Annotated in this window: 17 protein-coding genes and 1 riboswitch; of the genes, 10 read left to right on the forward strand and 7 right to left on the reverse strand. The window is 55.0% G+C overall.

The features are described 5' to 3' along the window. Positions 1-223: 223 nt before the first annotated feature. The 3 genes from nifL (at position 224) to C2U68_RS09345 (ending at position 4,783) form a co-directional block, all read left to right on the forward strand. Positions 224-1,861, forward strand: coding sequence for a nitrogen fixation negative regulator NifL (gene nifL / locus C2U68_RS09335; RefSeq protein WP_140912219.1), 1,638 nt, complete (start codon positions 224-226; stop codon positions 1,859-1,861). Beyond that, positions 1,854-3,380: a nif-specific transcriptional activator NifA gene (gene nifA / locus C2U68_RS09340; protein ID WP_140912220.1), complete on the forward strand. Its 1,527-nt coding sequence runs from the start codon at positions 1,854-1,856 to the stop codon at positions 3,378-3,380. Before nifL ends, nifA begins: the two co-directional genes overlap by 8 nt. A gap of 320 nt (positions 3,381-3,700) precedes the next feature. After that, the gene (locus tag C2U68_RS09345) at positions 3,701-4,783 is read left to right on the forward strand and encodes an acyltransferase family protein (protein WP_140912221.1); all 1,083 of its coding nucleotides are present in this window, start codon (positions 3,701-3,703) and stop codon (positions 4,781-4,783) included. A gap of 32 nt (positions 4,784-4,815) precedes the next feature. On the opposite strand, the gene C2U68_RS09350 is transcribed toward C2U68_RS09345, so the two are convergent. Both C2U68_RS09350 and C2U68_RS09355 read right to left on the reverse strand, forming a co-directional pair. Continuing rightward, positions 4,816-5,415, reverse strand: coding sequence for a hypothetical protein (locus C2U68_RS09350; protein ID WP_140912222.1), 600 nt, complete (start codon positions 5,413-5,415; stop codon positions 4,816-4,818). Positions 5,416-5,475: 60 nt separating this feature from the next. Further along, on the reverse strand, positions 5,476-5,811 hold the full coding sequence (locus C2U68_RS09355; RefSeq protein WP_140912223.1) for a DUF1508 domain-containing protein: 336 nt from the start codon (positions 5,809-5,811) through the stop codon (positions 5,476-5,478). A gap of 425 nt (positions 5,812-6,236) precedes the next feature. On the opposite strand from C2U68_RS09355, the gene C2U68_RS09360 reads away from it, so the two are divergent. The 5 genes from C2U68_RS09360 (at position 6,237) to C2U68_RS09380 (ending at position 10,680) form a co-directional block, all read left to right on the forward strand. Then, positions 6,237-7,517, forward strand: coding sequence for a DUF2130 domain-containing protein (locus C2U68_RS09360; RefSeq protein ID WP_140912224.1), 1,281 nt, complete (start codon positions 6,237-6,239; stop codon positions 7,515-7,517). A 208-nt stretch (positions 7,518-7,725) separates the two neighbouring features. Beyond that, positions 7,726-7,980: an AbrB/MazE/SpoVT family DNA-binding domain-containing protein gene (locus tag C2U68_RS09365; RefSeq protein WP_140912225.1), complete on the forward strand. Its 255-nt coding sequence runs from the start codon at positions 7,726-7,728 to the stop codon at positions 7,978-7,980. Next, positions 7,974-8,375 carry a type II toxin-antitoxin system PemK/MazF family toxin gene (locus tag C2U68_RS09370; protein WP_140912226.1) on the forward strand — a complete coding sequence of 134 codons (402 nt, stop codon included), beginning with the start codon at positions 7,974-7,976 and terminating at the stop codon, positions 8,373-8,375. The genes C2U68_RS09365 and C2U68_RS09370 overlap by 7 nt, the downstream gene beginning before the upstream one ends. A gap of 208 nt (positions 8,376-8,583) precedes the next feature. After that, positions 8,584-8,660, forward strand: a riboswitch (cyclic di-GMP riboswitch). Positions 8,661-8,950: 290 nt separating this feature from the next. Beyond that, complete coding sequence (locus tag C2U68_RS09375; RefSeq protein ID WP_140912227.1) at positions 8,951-10,168, forward strand: hypothetical protein; 1,218 nt, start codon at positions 8,951-8,953, stop codon at positions 10,166-10,168. Positions 10,169-10,281: 113 nt separating this feature from the next. After that, positions 10,282-10,680 (forward strand): transposase, encoded by a 399-nt coding sequence (locus C2U68_RS09380; RefSeq protein WP_260839279.1) that lies wholly within the window; start codon positions 10,282-10,284, stop codon positions 10,678-10,680. Positions 10,681-10,931: 251 nt separating this feature from the next. Here C2U68_RS09380 and C2U68_RS21170 read toward each other — a convergent pair whose 3' ends face one another. Beyond that, on the reverse strand, positions 10,932-11,228 hold the full coding sequence (locus C2U68_RS21170; protein WP_186289576.1) for a hypothetical protein: 297 nt from the start codon (positions 11,226-11,228) through the stop codon (positions 10,932-10,934). Here C2U68_RS21170 and C2U68_RS09385 point away from each other — a divergent pair. After that, complete coding sequence (locus tag C2U68_RS09385; RefSeq protein WP_140912228.1) at positions 11,169-11,714, forward strand: flavodoxin; 546 nt, start codon at positions 11,169-11,171, stop codon at positions 11,712-11,714. The genes C2U68_RS21170 and C2U68_RS09385 overlap by 60 nt on opposite strands. A 178-nt stretch (positions 11,715-11,892) precedes the next feature. Here the strand turns inward: C2U68_RS09385 and C2U68_RS09390 are convergent, their stop codons facing one another. Then, positions 11,893-13,599, reverse strand: a complete 1,707-nt coding sequence (locus C2U68_RS09390; protein ID WP_140912229.1) for an AAA family ATPase — start codon at positions 13,597-13,599, stop codon at positions 11,893-11,895. A gap of 3 nt (positions 13,600-13,602) precedes the next feature. Further along, positions 13,603-14,961 (reverse strand): (Fe-S)-binding protein, encoded by a 1,359-nt coding sequence (locus tag C2U68_RS09395; RefSeq protein WP_140912230.1) that lies wholly within the window; start codon positions 14,959-14,961, stop codon positions 13,603-13,605. Here C2U68_RS09395 and C2U68_RS21570 point away from each other — a divergent pair. Next, positions 14,960-15,568 (forward strand): DUF6156 family protein, encoded by a 609-nt coding sequence (locus tag C2U68_RS21570; RefSeq protein WP_260839280.1) that lies wholly within the window; start codon positions 14,960-14,962, stop codon positions 15,566-15,568. The genes C2U68_RS09395 and C2U68_RS21570 overlap by 2 nt on opposite strands. A gap of 150 nt (positions 15,569-15,718) precedes the next feature. Here the strand turns inward: C2U68_RS21570 and C2U68_RS09405 are convergent, their stop codons facing one another. Beyond that, complete coding sequence (locus tag C2U68_RS09405) at positions 15,719-15,910, reverse strand: hypothetical protein (protein WP_140912231.1); 192 nt, start codon at positions 15,908-15,910, stop codon at positions 15,719-15,721. Between the two features lie 183 nt (positions 15,911-16,093). Then, positions 16,094-16,474: a NifB/NifX family molybdenum-iron cluster-binding protein gene (locus tag C2U68_RS09410; RefSeq protein WP_140912232.1), complete on the reverse strand. Its 381-nt coding sequence runs from the start codon at positions 16,472-16,474 to the stop codon at positions 16,094-16,096. Between the last annotated feature and the right edge of the window lie 124 nt (positions 16,475-16,598).

A 16,598-nucleotide genomic window follows, 5' to 3' on the forward strand; every position in this document is an offset into this window, starting at 1 on the left:
AACGCTGCAAAGGCCCGTCAGCTCACCGTTTTAGTGCAAAAACCGCAAAATCGGCCCCACAAATTTCTGTGTCAAAAAACACAGAGGCAAAACAACCGGGTTTAAAATTGTCGCAAACCGCACAAATCGTCAGGATTTATCGAGCGTAGGCAGGCAAATTCGTATTTGGCGCCCAAATTGCATGTGTTTTGTGGACTTCATCAATCAGACGAGATCTATGCGCATGAGCAAATCGACTCCAGACTTTCTGCAAAGCCAGATCGATAGCGAAACCGCCGAACTGCTAACGGCCGCGCCCGGAAGCAGTCCGGCAGTAGCCGTTGCCAAAACGCCGAGCAAAACGCTGCCGTTTTCGTTGTTCGTTAAGGCCGTCGAGCAGGCGCCGGTGGCGATTTCGATTACCGACAAGAAAGCCAACATTCTTTATATCAACGACGCATTCACCGAAGTGACCGGCTACAACGCGGCGGAAATTCTCGGTAAAAACGAATCGCAACTGTCCGACAAGTCCACCCCCAGACAAATCTATTACGACTTGTGGCACACCATATCCCGTAAACAGGTCTGGCATGGGCAATTAGTCAACCGGCAAAAGATGGGACAACGTTATCTGGCCGATTTGACCATCGCACCGATGCTGGACGAAAGAGGCGCGATCAGCCATTACATCGGCATGCACCGCGACGTGACCCAGGCCCACTACGCCGAACAACAGGTCAACAACCAGAAGCAACTGATCGAATCGGTATTGAACGCTTCGCCGGTAGCGATGGCGGTACTGGACAGCGACAAACGCGTGGTACTGGACAACCAAATGTACAAGATGCTGATCAGCGAATTGGACAAAGACGAGCCCGCCCTGTTTTTTCTGGATGCGTTGGAGCAGGAAATGGGCGACTTGTGGAGCGCCGACATCAACCGCCACCAGGGTTTCGCCAACCGGGAAATCCGGATCGAAGGCAGCGGCTTGCGCGGGGCTCGCTGGTTTTCCTGCTCCGGCAACTGGTTCATCGAAAACGACGTCTGCGCCGACAGTTTTTTTGCCCGCCAATCCAAGGATTATTTGTTGTTGACGCTCAACGACATCACCACCTTGCGCCGGCAACAAGAAAAGTTGCAGATTCAGTCGTTACGGACCTTGCTTGCCGAAGAGGAACATATCCGCAGCATACGCGAGACCTTGCTGGGCGCGATGCACCAAATTCGCCAGCCCTTGAATCAAATCAATGCAGCGATTCAAATCATGGGCCAACGTAACGACGCCAGCAACGGCCCGTTACGCGAATTACTCGGCCAAGTGCAAAAAATGGGCGAAGAAACCCTGGAAACGCTGCAACGTTGCGTGCCGGAAATCCCGGAAGCGGCGGTGGTACCGGTCAATCTGAACCAACTGCTGCACGAAGTCATGCTGTTACACAGCAATAAATTCCTGGCCAACGGCGTCGTGGTCGACTGGCTGCCGAATCCGGTATTGCCCAATGTTCTCGGCTCCGAAAACAAATTGCGCATGCTGTTCAAACAACTGATCGATAACGCAGTAGATGCGATGAACCGCGCCGGCAGCCGCGAACGGCTGATCAAAATCACGACGGCGACCGACCGCGACTGGGTCAACGTCACTATTTCCGACAGCGGGCCGGGGATTCCGGCCAACCAGCGCAGCAAGGTGTTCGAGCCGTTTTTCACCACCTCGCAAAACCTGAAGAGCGCACAGGCCGGCATGGGTCTGGTGATGGTCAAGGAAATCGTCAATCAGCACAGCGGTATGATCGAAATCGATCCCGATTACCAAAACGGCTGCAGTTTCAAACTCGGCTTTCCCTGTCAAAAAAATTCCGCCATGGTGAGCATCCATGACTGAACGATTATTACTGGTCGAATCGGAGCTGGATACGCTCTACATGGTCAGCCAGTTGCTGAACAGCACCCACGAGTTACGCAGCAAACTCAAAGGCATCCTGGAGATTTTGCACAAACGTAGCGGCTTGCGCTTCGGCATGATCACCCTGCGCGACATCGAAGACGACAGCATGGGCATCTGCGAGATATACGGCGAAGGCATCGACCGCTCGGTACGTTACCAGCCCGGCGAAGGCCTGGTCGGGGCGATTTTGGATGAAGGCAGCACGATTGTAGTCGAACGCATCGCCGACGAACCGCGGTTCCTGAGCCGCTTGGGGCTTTACGATCCGGACCTGCCCTTCATCGGCTCGCCGCTGGCGGTGGAACAAGGCGAAGTGGTCGGGATTCTGGCCGCCCAGCCCTGCGACGCCACGTTTCTGGGCGAACGCGCCCGCTTCATGGAAATGGTCGCCAACCTGATCGCGCATAGCGTCAACATGCTGCGGGTGATGGAACGCAAACAAAACGAGCTGTTGAATGAACGCGATTATCTGAAGCAGACCCTGGTCAAAAACTATCGCTTCGAAAACATCATCGGCCACTCCGAACCGATGTTGAAGGTGTTCGACATCATTCGTCAGGTGGCGAAATGGCATACCACGGTGCTGATCCGCGGCGAATCCGGCACCGGTAAGGAAGTGGTCGCCAGCTCGATCCATTTCAATTCCGCCTGCGCCAACGGCCCGTTTCTGAAGCTGAACTGCGCCGCGCTGCCCGACACCTTGCTGGAATCGGAATTGTTCGGCCATGAAAAAGGCGCCTTCAGTGGCGCGATCGGCCAACGCAAGGGCCGCTTCGAGTTGGCCGACGGCGGCACGCTGTTTCTGGACGAAATCGGCGAGATCTCGGCGTCGTTCCAGGCCAAGTTGCTGCGAGTATTGCAGGAAGGCGAGTTCGAACGGGTCGGCGGCGTGCGCACGCTGAAAGTCAACGTCCGCATCATCGCCGCGACCAACCGCAACCTGGAGCAGGAAGTGGCCGACGGTAATTTCCGCGAGGACTTGTATTACCGGCTCAACGTCATGCCGATCAACATGCCGCCGTTGCGCGAGCGGATCGAGGACATCCCGGAACTGTCGGCCTTTTTATTGAACCGGATCTCCAAACAACAAGGCGGCCGGCCGCTGGAAATCAAGGAAAGTGCAATCCGCATCCTGATGAAACACGACTGGCCCGGCAACGTCCGCGAACTGGAAAACCGGCTGGAGCGCGCCGCAATCATGAGCGCCGACGGCACTATCGACCGCGACGTGATTGCCAGCACCGGCCTGGAAAACGAAATCGGCATCAGCCGCACCCCGCAATCGATCAAGCATATCGATCTGCACGACGAGAGTATGGACGAGCGGGAACGGGTGATTGCCGCGCTGGAGCAAAGCGGCTGGGTACAAGCCAAGGCGGCCCGCTTGCTGGACATGACGCCGCGGCAAATCGCTTACCGGATCCAAACCTTGAATATCAACGTCAAACAAATCTAAGCAGGCTCGAAAACCCGCAACAGCAGGCCGGCAGACTGCCGGCCCGAGCCTCCCCGCAGCCACAGCTTTCCTGCCGAAACCGGATACTCTCCGTGCGTATTCCCGATAGCAGCGGTTCGGCCTGACGAATCGATCACTCCCGGCAAGCTTGCCAGGGTTTGCCGAATACTAGCCGACGCACTGCCTTTGGCTACAGCATTCTCGTCCCCCTGCCCTTCTGCTATAGTCAGAAGCATCCGTTGAATTGGATTTGGCCCATAAAGCCAAACAATAGGCGGACCTGATCTTTAGAAAACCTAGTCGCAATTAATACAGAACTGATGAAGTGGCCCAATAACCCGTTCCAGATTACCCACGCCGACCATAATACGATCGTTTCAATGGAAGGCATTCGTGGCTTTGCGGTATTTTTGGTTTTTCTCGTGCATTACACGACGCTGGCAAAACCCTGGATCAATCCCGGCAGTTTCACTTACGCGGTTGCAGCCTATTTACAAAGCGTAGGCAATATCGGCGTCGACTTATTTTTCGTGTTGAGCGGCTTCCTGATTTACGGAATGCTGATTAAAAAAAGAAAGCCTTTATTAAACTATGTCAGGCGGAGAATTCAGAGAATTTACCCAACGTTTACCGCCGTATTTATTATTTATCTAGTGCTGTCGATAGTTTTTCCAAACGAATCCAAAATACCGTCCAGTCCGGTCCACGGTACGATTTACGTTATTAAAAACTACTTATTGTTGCCCGGCCTGTTCAACATCCAACCCATAATAACCGTTGCCTGGTCCTTAAGTTACGAATTTTTCTATTATTTAATCACGCCTTTAGTTATTTTTTGCTTCAATCTCAGATCTTGGCCCCACAAATTTCGGGTCCTGTTATTTTTGTTCGTCAGCGTTTTAATGTTCGTTTACTTCAGCCATTATCCCAGGCATATACGTCTGCTAATGTTTATTTCCGGGATACTGCTTTACGAAACGGTGAGCCACTATCCGCTGCGAAAGTCGCTATACCTGGGCCTACCGGCTCTGATTATGGCGCTCGGTTCCGTTGCGATCTTGCAAAAACTAAATATCGACGACTATTGGCGCTACCCGATTCTATTCGTTCTTTTTTATATTTTTTGCTTGGAATGTTTCAGCCCGCCTAATTTCAGCGCAAGGTTGTTTTCTTTGGACCCTATTCGCTGGCTGGGCAATATGAGTTATTCATACTATCTCATGCACGGGCTGGCGCTAAAATTCATATTCCTGATTGCCACGCGTACCTATCCGCCGATCAACGATCACGCCTGTTTATTTTGGGTATTTCTGCCGGCAGCGTTTTGCCTGACATTAGTGCCATCGGCTTTATTGTTCGTTTACGTCGAGAAACCCTATTCATTGAGTCCAAGGTCAGCCTGACGCCCGTCGATGACCCTCCGCTTTGATCCTGCTCAAACCGGTTCTTCGACCACTTTCCGGTAATTTTGCAGCATGGCGTAATACGGGTGTAAAGCGATCATCAACGCTCGGTAAAGCGTAAAAGCATCGGTCGGGTCTTTCTGTTTCAGCTCGGCGATTTCAGTCAGAAACCGGTACAGCATTTTGACGAAATTCTCGATCGTCATCGCCAGCCAGGCATCGTTGGTGATCCATTTGTCGATAAACTCGTCCAACCGGGCGAAAGTCGTCTTCAACAACGGGTATGCGGTTTGAGTTTCCTTGAATTCCCGCAGCAGCATATAGTCCACATACGCCCGCTCGGACGTCAGCCGCGGCCGATTGGTGATGCCGAGGTAGCTGGCTTTGTAATCGGCATAGGCAGCATCGTACCGATTGCAAAACTCGGTCTCGTTGTCTATCTCCAGCCAAGGCGCCAGCACGGCAACCGTTTCGGCGAAGCAATCGCGTATCGAATTGCCTATTTTGTCGAGTTGCTCGACGAAGGCGGGTTTGGCCAATTCGCCCTTGATCAGCGTTTCAATTGCAGCCAACTCGCTTGCCGTGACGCAAACCGTGGCCAGTTCCTTGGTTAATTTAAGTTCTAGTGCCATAGTGCCGTTACCCGATTCCGCTACCTGAATAAAGCCGATGCATCACCGCGCCCTGCCCCGTCAGGCAGTCAAATCGACGATTTCGGCAACGCAGGCGTTGTCTTTGACGGTGTGCAGCGCGTTATCGAACACCATGGCCGAGCTGTATAAAGCGCTTTTGACGATGATGTCGCCCTTGGTATCTTTGATGACGAAGAAGGTATCGCCCTCGGGCACCTTGCCGGCGGCGATCTGCTGGCTCATCAGCGAGCCGGTCCGGACTTCCTTAATCGCCTCCAGCGCTTCGTCCTTGTTGCCGTAATCGGCGCTCATCAAAATCAGCTCGCCTTTACCGTTTAAAAAATGAAAGAAATACTGGTTGTCGTCGTTGGTTTTCAGTTCGAAAGTCGCTGGCATGGGCTGCTCCAAAATTTAAGGCTGGGATTAAACGGGTCGCCGATTAAAATTCAGCCCTTCGCTGGCTTGAATACCGTTGCAGCAAACCTACTGCCGGACAATCGAAGGGTTGCAGGCTGCCCTCAGTAGCCGACAGCAAGCCTTATGCCAATAAAAACCCTTTTAAAATCAGTCGCAAATCCAATGTCATACCTCACATTGTCGGCTTTGCCACACAACATCGACGCCGATTTATTCACTGCTACAGTGAAATGTTCCGCCAATATAAGAAACGGCTTGGCAGCATGCGCCAGGCATCGGGCCGATTACTCAACGTAAGCATAACGATCTAACCCGCCGCGGCGCTCCGCATCGCAAGCTTCGGCGTTAGACGCAGCACCGATTCGGCTTTATCATGCCCCCTCCGCCAATCCGCAAAATCGCCCATGACCGAAGCTACCATCACCTGCCCCAATTGCAGCACCGCCGTGCCGCTGACCGAATCGCTGGCCGCGCCACTGATCGCCGCCACCCGCAAGCAATTCGAAGCACAGCTCAAACAAAAAGACGCCGACATCGCCCAGCGCGAGCAAGGCCTGAAACAGCAACAACAGCAGTTGCAGGACGGCCTACGCGAACTGGAAAACCAGGTCAAACAGCAGGTCGAAAAACAATTGCAGACCGAACGCCAGCGGGTCGTCGAAGAAGAAAGCCGCAAGGCCAAACAGGCGGCCGCCGCCGAGCTGGAGCATAAAAACCGCGAACTGGCCGACCTGACCGAAGTATTGAAAGTCCGCGACGCCAAGCTCGCCGAAGCCCAACAAGCCCAGGCCGAACTGATCAAAAAGCAGCGCGAACTCGACGACGCTAGGCGCGAACTGGAACTGACCGTGGAAAAACGGGTGCAGGACAACCTGAGCCAAGTCCGCGATCAGGCCAAACGCGAAGCCGAGGAAGGCCTGAAACTGCGGGTGCTGGAAAAAGACCAGACCATCGCCGCGATGCAGCAAAAAATCGAGGAACTGAAACAAAAAGCCGAGCAAGGCTCGCAGCAATTGCAAGGCGAAGTCCAGGAGCTGGAGCTGGAAAACCTGTTGCGCGCCAAATTCCCGTTCGACAGTATCGAACCGGTCGCCAAAGGCGAATTCGGCGGCGACGTGTTGCAACGCGTCGCCGGCCCTTCGGGCACGCCGGCCGGCAGTATCTTGTGGGAATCCAAACGCACCAAAAACTGGAGCGACGGCTGGCTGGTGAAACTGCGCGAAGACCAGCGCGCCGCCAAGGCCGAACTGGCCGTCATCGTCAGCCAGGCCCTGCCCAGGGACGTGGAAACCTTCGACGTCATCGACGGCGTCTGGGTCACCGGCCCGCGCGCCGCGCTGCCGGTCGCGACCATCTTGCGCCACACCCTGCTGGAAATCGGCCTGGCCCGCCTCGCCGCCGAAGGCCAACACGGCAAGACCGAGATGGTCTACCAATACCTGACCGGCCCGCGTTTTCGGCAACGGGTGGAAGCCATCGTCGAAGCCTTCTCGACCATGCAGGAAGACCTGGACAAGGAACGCAAAGCCATCCTCAAGCAATGGGCCAAACGCGAAGCGCAAATCGAGCGGGTCATGCACGCCACGGTCGGCATGTACGGTGATTTGCAGGGTATCGCCGGCAAGTCCTTGCAGGAGATCGAAGGCTTGGAGATGCGGGCGTTGGGGATGGATGAGTTGGATTGACCGACTTGCCGGCCCGATCGCAGCAGACTCTGGTTCCCAAGCTCCGGCTTGGGAACCCTGACCTTGGAAGCTCCAGCTTCCAGTCTGATTGTGAATAGGAAGCTGGAGCTTCCGAGATAGCATTCTCAAGCCGGAGCTCGGGAACTAGAGATTTGACGTCAATTCACGACCATGTTTATACTTGCGTTTAAACGTTTGGGAGCAGTCCATGACCGAAGCTATACTCGACATCAAACAATGGGGCAATAATCTCGGTGTGCGCCTGCCGGCAGCCATAGCCAAGGCCGCGCATTTGCACAACCATCAACGGGTAAGGATTTCCGTGGAAGACGATAAAGTAGTCATCACGCCATTGGCCGAAGAAGTTTTGACGTTGGAGCAGCGCTTGGCCCGCTTCGACCCCGAACGGCACGGTGGCGAGGCGATGGCGAACACGCAAGCGATAGGCGCCGAACGTTGGTAGCCCGCAAGGAAACAGCGATTTGGGTGCCGGAACGGCAAGACATCATCTGGATCGATTGCAATCCTCAGGTCGGCCAGGAAATGCGCGACATCCATCCGTTTTTGGTGCTTTCGCCGCGCATTTTCAATGAAAAAACCTCGCTGGTGATCGGGCTGCCGATGACGACCGCCGCCTACAATGCCGACAATCCGTTTGCGGTGGCTGTCGACAAAGCCGGCGGCCGTAAGACCGGACAAACCAGCTATGTGCTCTGCCACCAACCCAAATCCTTCGACTGGCGTTTGCGCCAGGCCAAACCGCATCCTCTCAAATCCTTGCCGGGCGATGCGTTCGCTCAGGTTTGCGAGCGGTTGAATCAGATTATTCAGATTGCAGGTGATGATGAGAGAGCCTAAGCGCTCTAGGCTCTGGTTCCCAAGCTCCGGCTTGGGAACCCCGGTCTTGGCAGCTCCGGCTGCCAGTCTGGTTGTGGATGCTTCCGAGATAGCATTCGCAAGCTGGAGCTTGGGAACTAGACAGGTCTAAGCGTGGGCGCCAGAACTCCAAGCAGCTGGCTGAATGCTGCCCCAAAGTACAACTTCGTCACGCAGTTTTTATCAGGTAAAATCTCACTGCCACACCGGCCGCAAGGCCGGGCCGGAAAATCACGGAGCTTGACCCAAGCTGGCCGGATTGCAAAACCTGACGCAATTGACGGTTTCCGGTGGTTTGCGTCGTTTACCCAAAACACGCAATGACCTTAAAGGTCAAGGATCGAACATGAGACAATCGTTCTCAAGCAAGCAAGCAAGCAAGCGAGCAAGCAAGCAAATTAATTATCCCGATTAAGTGCAGCCCTTGGCTAGCGCTGGCCTATCGTGCGGTAGCGGCATGCACGAACGTGCAATCTGCTGGCAAAGGCTGTCTGCATCGCCGCACTTCGAATACAGTCAAAAGCGCTATTACCCTGTTATTGCTATCGGTTTGTTTCATGAACACAGCCAAGGCAATCAACCCTGCCGATCTTCCGCCGTTTATAGAACAAGAAAAACTTATAGAAAGCTATTTAGAGTCAGAGCAGTATGATCAGGCGGTTCAAAGCATCAGTGATGCCTTGGAATATGTTTTTTCAGAAAAGGGTTTGCATGATTCTACCGTTTATAAGCCAGGCTACCTTATTACACGCAACCTTACTATCCGTGGGAACCAGCAGTCTCCCATTTATCCCCAACTAATGCCAATCGTTAACAGATACCGCAATGAGGTCATGACAATGTTAATTCCTCAAGCGGGTAACGAGACTTATAGTCTGAAAAGGATGCTTATGATTGAACTTGTTGCACAACTTAACAAGTACCTTGAAAGTTATCGAAACATCGCTTTGGCTAAAGCACTTGCAGATAGCGCTACTGATTTTAAGGATTTTAGTAGCGACTTCTCACACTCATTGGACGAAAATGGCGCCTACCCCCTCCTTCAACGATATTTAGGCAAAGATGCGCTTGAACATAGGTTTGATTACGATTTGAAACTCGCTATAGAAACAAGCGATGAGGCGAATCAATATTCAGGCCGGAGGCGTGAAATGTTTATGGGGGCAGCAAAGCTGACGCTTTCTCAGGCGGTAAATATCATCAAATACCTCGAAAACACCGGTGACACTAAACTGGCCAAAAAATTAAAAAGCCGATTAATTGCAGAATGGAATGGCCCGGAGGCTGCCGAGTTGCTGGGGCCATTAAGTGGCAATGAGGCTTCCCCCACCGGTATCAGCAACGTCGCGGTTAAAACCTCAACTGCGGGCAGTTGCCCAAGCAACCTCCGCCACTTGGCGGGCAAAATCCCTAATTACTCGTCCGCGCTGTTAGGGAACGTCAGGCAAGCGATGTTGGACCTGAATGTGGCGGCGGAGGTGGCCAGGGCGAAAGCCCAAGGCGTTAGCAGGCAGCAATTTGTCAGTTCCTTGCAAACCACCGCCAGCAGTATGGCCAACGACGCACTGAATTCCGCCAATATCGCTTCCGATTTCAGCACCAGCCTCTCGGCCGGCACGGTGATGCAAAAAGCCCGCAATGGTCAATACCCCGCCAATCTGCAATGCGATGGTGCCATTTCCGCCGTGGATTCCGCCATCTGCAACACCATCAATTTATTGATCGGCGAAATGGGCAACCTGGAAGTTGCCAAGCTAGCCGCTAACTGTTGGTAAGCTGGGTATGGGTCGTAGAATGGGTAGAGGCAACGCCGAAACCCATCAAAATTAAAGTAACAAGACCCAACCCGATTGATGGGTTTCGCTAGCGCTCTACCCATCCTACAAAATTGGCCTGCTTTCCGTTTTACGACGGTTATGTAATCCTGGAAAACCACTTGCACCTGATTGCCGCGTCGCCGGATTTGAGCCGGGATATGCAGCGGTTTAAGGCTTATACCGCAAAGCAAATCATTGCCTATCTGCAGCAAAGCAGCTCGGAGCGGGTGTTGGAGTTATTGGCGTTGCTGAAGCGGCCGCATAAGATCGAGAGCGAGTATCAGGTCTGGGAGGAAGGTAGTCATCCGCAGTTGATCGGCAGCGATGCGGTGATGCGGCAGAAGCTGGATTACATCCACCGCAATCCGGTTGAGCGGGGTTATGTGGATTTGCCGGAGCATTGGCGCTATTCCAGCGCGCGAAGTTATGCTGGGTTGGAAGGTTTGATAGAGGTGGTTCGGGACTGGTGACTGGGTCGGGAAGCTGGAGCTTCCGAGCGGTGGCTTCCCAAGCTGGAGCTCTCATCGTTATACACATCTTTGTTTGGTAAACGTCTTTCCGGCGGGGATTGCCGGAATCCAGGCTGCAAGGATCGCTTGAAGCTGCCGTCCATGCCACTGGATGCCCGCGTCCTGCGGGCATGACGGCACTTGTGTATAAGGATGAGAGCTGGAGCTTGGGAACCAGAGGTTAACGCTTCTCCGAGCTGTTTGTCGCAAACTCATCCCCCTGTCGGCCGGATTGTCGGCAAAATCACCAAGCGCAAGCCCGCAAGGCCCAGATCACTCGGCTGCTTTTTAAGCCGGCAGCGAATCGGCATTGACAAAACCGGCGAAATTTCAGGCTTGTCGGTATCTGGAAAGATTTCCCGCGCCCGGCGCGCATCGCCGCCGTTCCAAAACAGCGAGTGGTTTACATTTTGCTTCGTTAAATGGACACCGTAATCCGAGGTTAAACCATGAACAAAATTGGCATTTTCTACGGAACCGAAGAAGGCATGACCGAAATGATGGCTCAAGTCATGTATCGCGTGCTGGGCGATGATATCGCCAGCGAGCCGGTAAACGTGAATCAGGCGTCGGTCGCCCAGCTGTTGAGCTATAAAGCCTTGATTTTGGGGATGCCCAGCTACGGGGTCGGCGAAATCCCCGGCCGCACCACCGGTAGCGAAGAAGGCAATTGGGAAGAGTTTTTGTTCCGGCTGGACGAAGCCGATCTGTCCGGCAAGCGTATCGCCTTGTTTGGCTTGGGCAATCAGAAAAAATACTACGATCGCTTCGCCGGTTCCTTGATTCATTTGTACCACTACGTGGCCGGCTACGGCGCCGAGGTGGTCGGCGCCTGGAGCACGGCCGGCTATCACTTTACCCATTCCAACTCGGTGGTGGACGGCAAATTTGTCGGCTTGGTTCTGGACCACCACAATCAACCCGAGATGACGAAATCGCGGATTCTAGATTGGCTGGATCAAATAAAACCAGCGCTGCTGGAGAAGCTGAATTAGTAATTCTTCTATTGAATAGCCTTTCGCTTTTATGCCCTTGGGCTCTGAACCTGCGCAAGGGCGCACTCAATAAGGCTTCAAGCAGCGAGCCAGATGTCGAATGCCACCGGTTCGCGACGCGCGCCGCTGCGAAAAGGCACGACGCTCTATCAACGCTGGCGAGTACGCGAAACCGTAATCAAGCCGCCTGATCCACCAACTCCAAACCCCTGAACACCGAACAACGGATAAACACGTCCAGCGTCGGTGCCAGTTGTTTTTGCAGGCAGAACTTGGCGACCAGTTTGGTCAGGCCCTTGATGTCGCGACCGGAGGCGCCGGGGAACAGGTCGACCAATTGTTCGATCAATTCGTCCGCGACCGGCAGCGCGAACTGTTCGGTCATCACTTTCCAGATTTTGCGGCGGTCGGCGCTGTTGGGCGAGTGGTAGCGGATCATCGCGATGCAGCGGGAAATTATGGCTTCGTCGATGTCGTCGACCCGGTTGGTGGTCAGGAACAGCAGGCCGTTGAAGTATTCCAGCACCCGCAGGAACACGCCGACCACGGCATTGGAGGCCAGGTTGTCGGCGCGCTTCTTAATATAGACGTCGGCTTCGTCGATCAGCATCACCGCGCCCCAGCGCTGGGCGCGGATCAGGGTTTCCTTCAAGGTTTTCTCCATTTCGGCGACGTTCAAACCGAGCTGGCCGGAATGCACCCGGTACAGCGGCCGCTTGATGATTTCCGAATAGACCTCGGCGGTCAGCGTCTTGCCGACCCCGGCCGGTCCGGCGCATAGCACCGTGGTGCCGCCGGATTTGCCTTCGACAATGTCGTCCATCAGCATGTCCATTTCGGCGGTGAGGATATCGATCAAATCGGTTTGTTCGGGCGGCAGAATCAGTTTTTGTTTCAGTTCCGGCTGGTAGACGTAGGGCTGTATGTCGTCGACGTGGACCCAAACGTGGTGGTGCAATTCCAGATGAAACAGCAGGATGTAGCCGTGTACCGGCAATTCGGTGAACAAGCCCTTGCCGACCTCGGCCTTGGCTTTTTCCATCTGGCTCTCGGTTTTGCTGTCGTAGCGCATGCTTTTGCCGGCCTTGCGCAGATAGGTGCCGAAAATGTCGCCGGAGGCCTCCAAAGTCAGCGCCCGGTCGCTGAGGATGTTTTCGTCGTTAACCAAGCGACAGGCGCCGCCGCCGGACGACAGCACCACGGTATTCTTGCGGGTCCAGTCGTTGCTGCGGTGGCTGGCAGTCGGATCTTCGGCGTAGATGCCGGTGCCCCAGCCGGAGAATTGCTCGCCGTAACGGCCACGCCAGTCGAAATAACGGCCGGCGGCTTCGTCGTAGCTGGCGATCAAATCGGCGGTTTCCTTTAAATAGCCCTTGCCGGCGAAGATTTCCGGGATGGTTTTATGGTCCAGGTCCTTGCCGCGGATGATCAGGGTTTCGATGGCGATCTTGCCCTTGCTGTTGGCTTTTAACTCGATCAGGATGCGGCCGGCTTCTTCCTCGCCGGGCGGCGTGTAATCGACCCGGGTGATCAAATAGGCCAGGGTTCTACCGCCGTGTTCGACATGATACAACCAGCCGCGAATCGCTCCGTCCAGTAAGTAGCTGGCGATGTCGGGCAGCAGTTTTTCCAGATCGTCCGGGCCGTAGCGGCGCTGGTCGTCGCTCAAGGCTTGCTGCAAGGCGGTCAGCAGTGCGGCTTGTTGTTGCAGGCTCTCGCCTTGCTGGGCGTAAATGCCGGCCAAGGTTGCCATCTCGGCGCTGCTGAGTTGGTCGTAAAACACCTGCGCCTTGCTGCCGAAGCGCAGTTGCTCGCTCAGTCCGTTCAAACGCGGGTGAGCGGCCAACAGTTGCTGCAAGTGCGGTTTTTCGATGGATAATTTCATGCATCACTCCTGTGACGGTAAGGCAAGACAAAGTAATTCGGATAAATGCAGCGGCTTGCTGAAACCGCCGCCGACGATTTGTTCGCGGCAGGAAAAACCGCTGCCGACCAGCAGCGCGTGGGGCTCGGCGCGCAGTGCCGGGAACAAGGCCAGTTCGGCCATTGCCTGGGCGTCGGCGTAATGCTCGGCTTCGACGCCGTAGTTGCCGGCCATGCCGCAGCAGGACGCTTCGATCAATTCGAACGACAACTCGGGGATTTGCTTCAGAATTTTGCGGACCGATTTGATCGAGCCGACCGCTTTTTGGTGGCAATGGCCGTGCAGCAACACGCGGGATGAGTGCGGAATGGCTTGAAAGGCCAAAGTCCAGCGCTTGGCGCTTTGCTCACGGACGATGAATTCTTCCAGCAGCACGACTTTTTCGGCTAATTTCCGCGCCGATTCGCCCAGATCCAGTTTCAGATATTCGTCGCGCAGGCTCAGAATGCAGGACGGTTCCAGGCCGACGATGCTGCGGCCGGCATCGATGTGCTCGCCTAACGCGGCCATCATCCGGCGTGCCTCAAAGCGGGCTTGTTCGAGCATACCGTTGGAAAAATAGGTGCGACCGCAACACAGCGGCCGCTGGTCTTTATCGTCGGCTGACGGCGTCGCGACGTGGACGTGGTAACCGGCCGCGCTTAACAGCTTTTTCGCTGCGTCGGCCGAGGCCGGATTGAAGTAGTAATTGAACGTATCGACCAGCAATACCACTTGCCGGTCGCTCAATTCCGGGTGCAGAGCCAGGCTGGTTTGTAGCGGCACATGGAACGGCCGCTCGGCCGGCAGCGGCAATTCGGCCTTGGCGCTGATGCCTAATGCGGTTTCGGCCAGTTTGGCCAGCAGTGGCGAGCGGTTGCGCCAAGCGATCAAACGGCGCAGCAGCGGGAATTTGAGCAAGCGCGGCAAATGCCCCCACAATTTGCGGCGCAACGGCAACCCGCGCCGGGCGGCTTGTTGGGCCAGGAATTCGGCCTTGATCGCCGCCATATCCACTTCGTTTTCGCATTCGCGCTTGCAACCCTTGCAAGCCACGCACAAGTCCATTGCGGCAACCAAGGCCGGATCGAACAAGGCCTCAGGATTATCGGCGTTCAGCGCGGCTTTCAATAACTTGACCCGACCGCCCGGCGACAAATCCGGATTGGCGCTGACCCGAAAACTCGGGCACATCACGCCCTTGTCGGCCTGTTGCTGGCATTGCTTGCTGCCGATGCACACCGCCACCGCCTTGGCGAAATCGGCGCCGTGCTTGGGAATGTCGGCGTAGGCGTCGCCCATGCCGGCGTTGCGGTAAGACGACCAGTCGAGAAACAGTTTCATGAAGGCTGAGCAAGTTAAAACTTCGCTCAAGCAAAATCGGCGCCAGCACCGGTTGAATCCGGCGTGGCAGCGGAAATCGGCACCGACGCCGATGCTACCGCCGCGCGTATCGCCTAGCGCCCGGTTTTCGGTAGCGAAGTCCGAATGTCGCAAATCCGACAAAGCCTACCGTCGCCGCAGCATTTACCACAGCAAATACGCGATTAATCGGCAGCAACCCGGAGAATTCGGCGGCGGATATTCCGGCACAATATTTGCGGAAATGTGGCTTTTGGTTTGTGAGGAACGAAACGTGGAATTGGATAACTGTGTTTGCCGCTATTTCATCAGCTATAGCGGGGTCAAATTACCGCTGAAACCGGTCAACGAACTGCCCGATGAAAGCCATCTGGAAAACCGCAACACTTACTTCCGCGGCTTTTTCGACACCGACCAACGCCTGCTGTTATTGGAAAAACTGGTCTATGGCGATATCGAACTGCGCCATCGTTACCGCTACCACCCGAACGGCGTTTTGGCCGACGCCGAAATTACCGATGCGGACGGCGAGATCGCGGTATTGAGCTTCGACCAGAACGGTACTGCGATGGAAGACCAATCGGCTTAACCGGCTTTTACCCACGCCGGACAAGGACTGCTTCAGTCCCCCGCACCATTGTAATTAACCCGGCCCTTAAATACCGTCCGCCTTTGTCCCCCGGAGGGTAGCAACGGAATACCAGTAAGAATTAGGGCCAGGCTAACAAAAGCTTGACGATCAATGCCGATCCAGTTCTTTAGGCTGGTCGGCACCGTTGAGCGCCTTTTCAATTAACGCAACGCTACCGCGTACCAACAACGCGAACAACACTGCCGGCACAACAAAATCGATCGGTAAAATGCCCGCCAAACCGGCCGTAGCCAGTGCCGCGATCGTCAAACCGAAACTTCCGGTATTAGCGATTTTCATGTTGCCTCCCAGACCGTGATTCGGTCGCAATGAAAATACGCTTTCACTATACCGGTGCATTACAAATCGACAATACACGCTATGTTCAATTGATTGTTTTGATTAATAAAACAGTGCAAAAGGTAAGTGTATTACCCAAGCCAACGCGAACGGCGTCAGGCCGGCAATGCTAACTATCGGTGATCAGGGATGGCCGTTCAGGCATTGCTGTTCGTCGTGCGGCAGACCGGCGGCGAGCGTTCCGGCCAGATAGGCCGCGATCGCTTGCAGCGGCGAGGTTTCGCTGGTGGTGAGCAGTTCGGTATTGCGTTCCGCCAAGCGGCGAATCACGCCGTCGCCGGCCGATGCCGCGATCGCCACGTCCACATCATGCAGCGGATGCCGGTTGCCGTCGCCGCGCACGTGCCATTCGTGCAGGCCGCCGAATTCGGTCAAATTCAGCGTCCAGGCCAGTTCCACCCCGGACTCGGAAGCGACGTAGACCCGCCAATTCGCCGCGCGGCCGGCGTGTGCCGCAATCGTGCCGTCTTGATTCACTGCCACCGCAATAATTTTCTGTGTCATCGTGCGCTCACCCCTACCAAGAAAAATCCGCCACTCTCCGAACGCCCGGTTGCGGGCGCCAACGGAAAAACCAGCCGCAGATTACCGATTTAACCTCACATAAGGCAAGGAAATAGTGCTCGAA

The sequence above is a fragment of the Methylomonas koyamae genome (genome assembly GCF_006483455.1).
GTDB lineage: Bacteria > Pseudomonadota > Gammaproteobacteria > Methylococcales > Methylomonadaceae > Methylomonas > Methylomonas koyamae_B.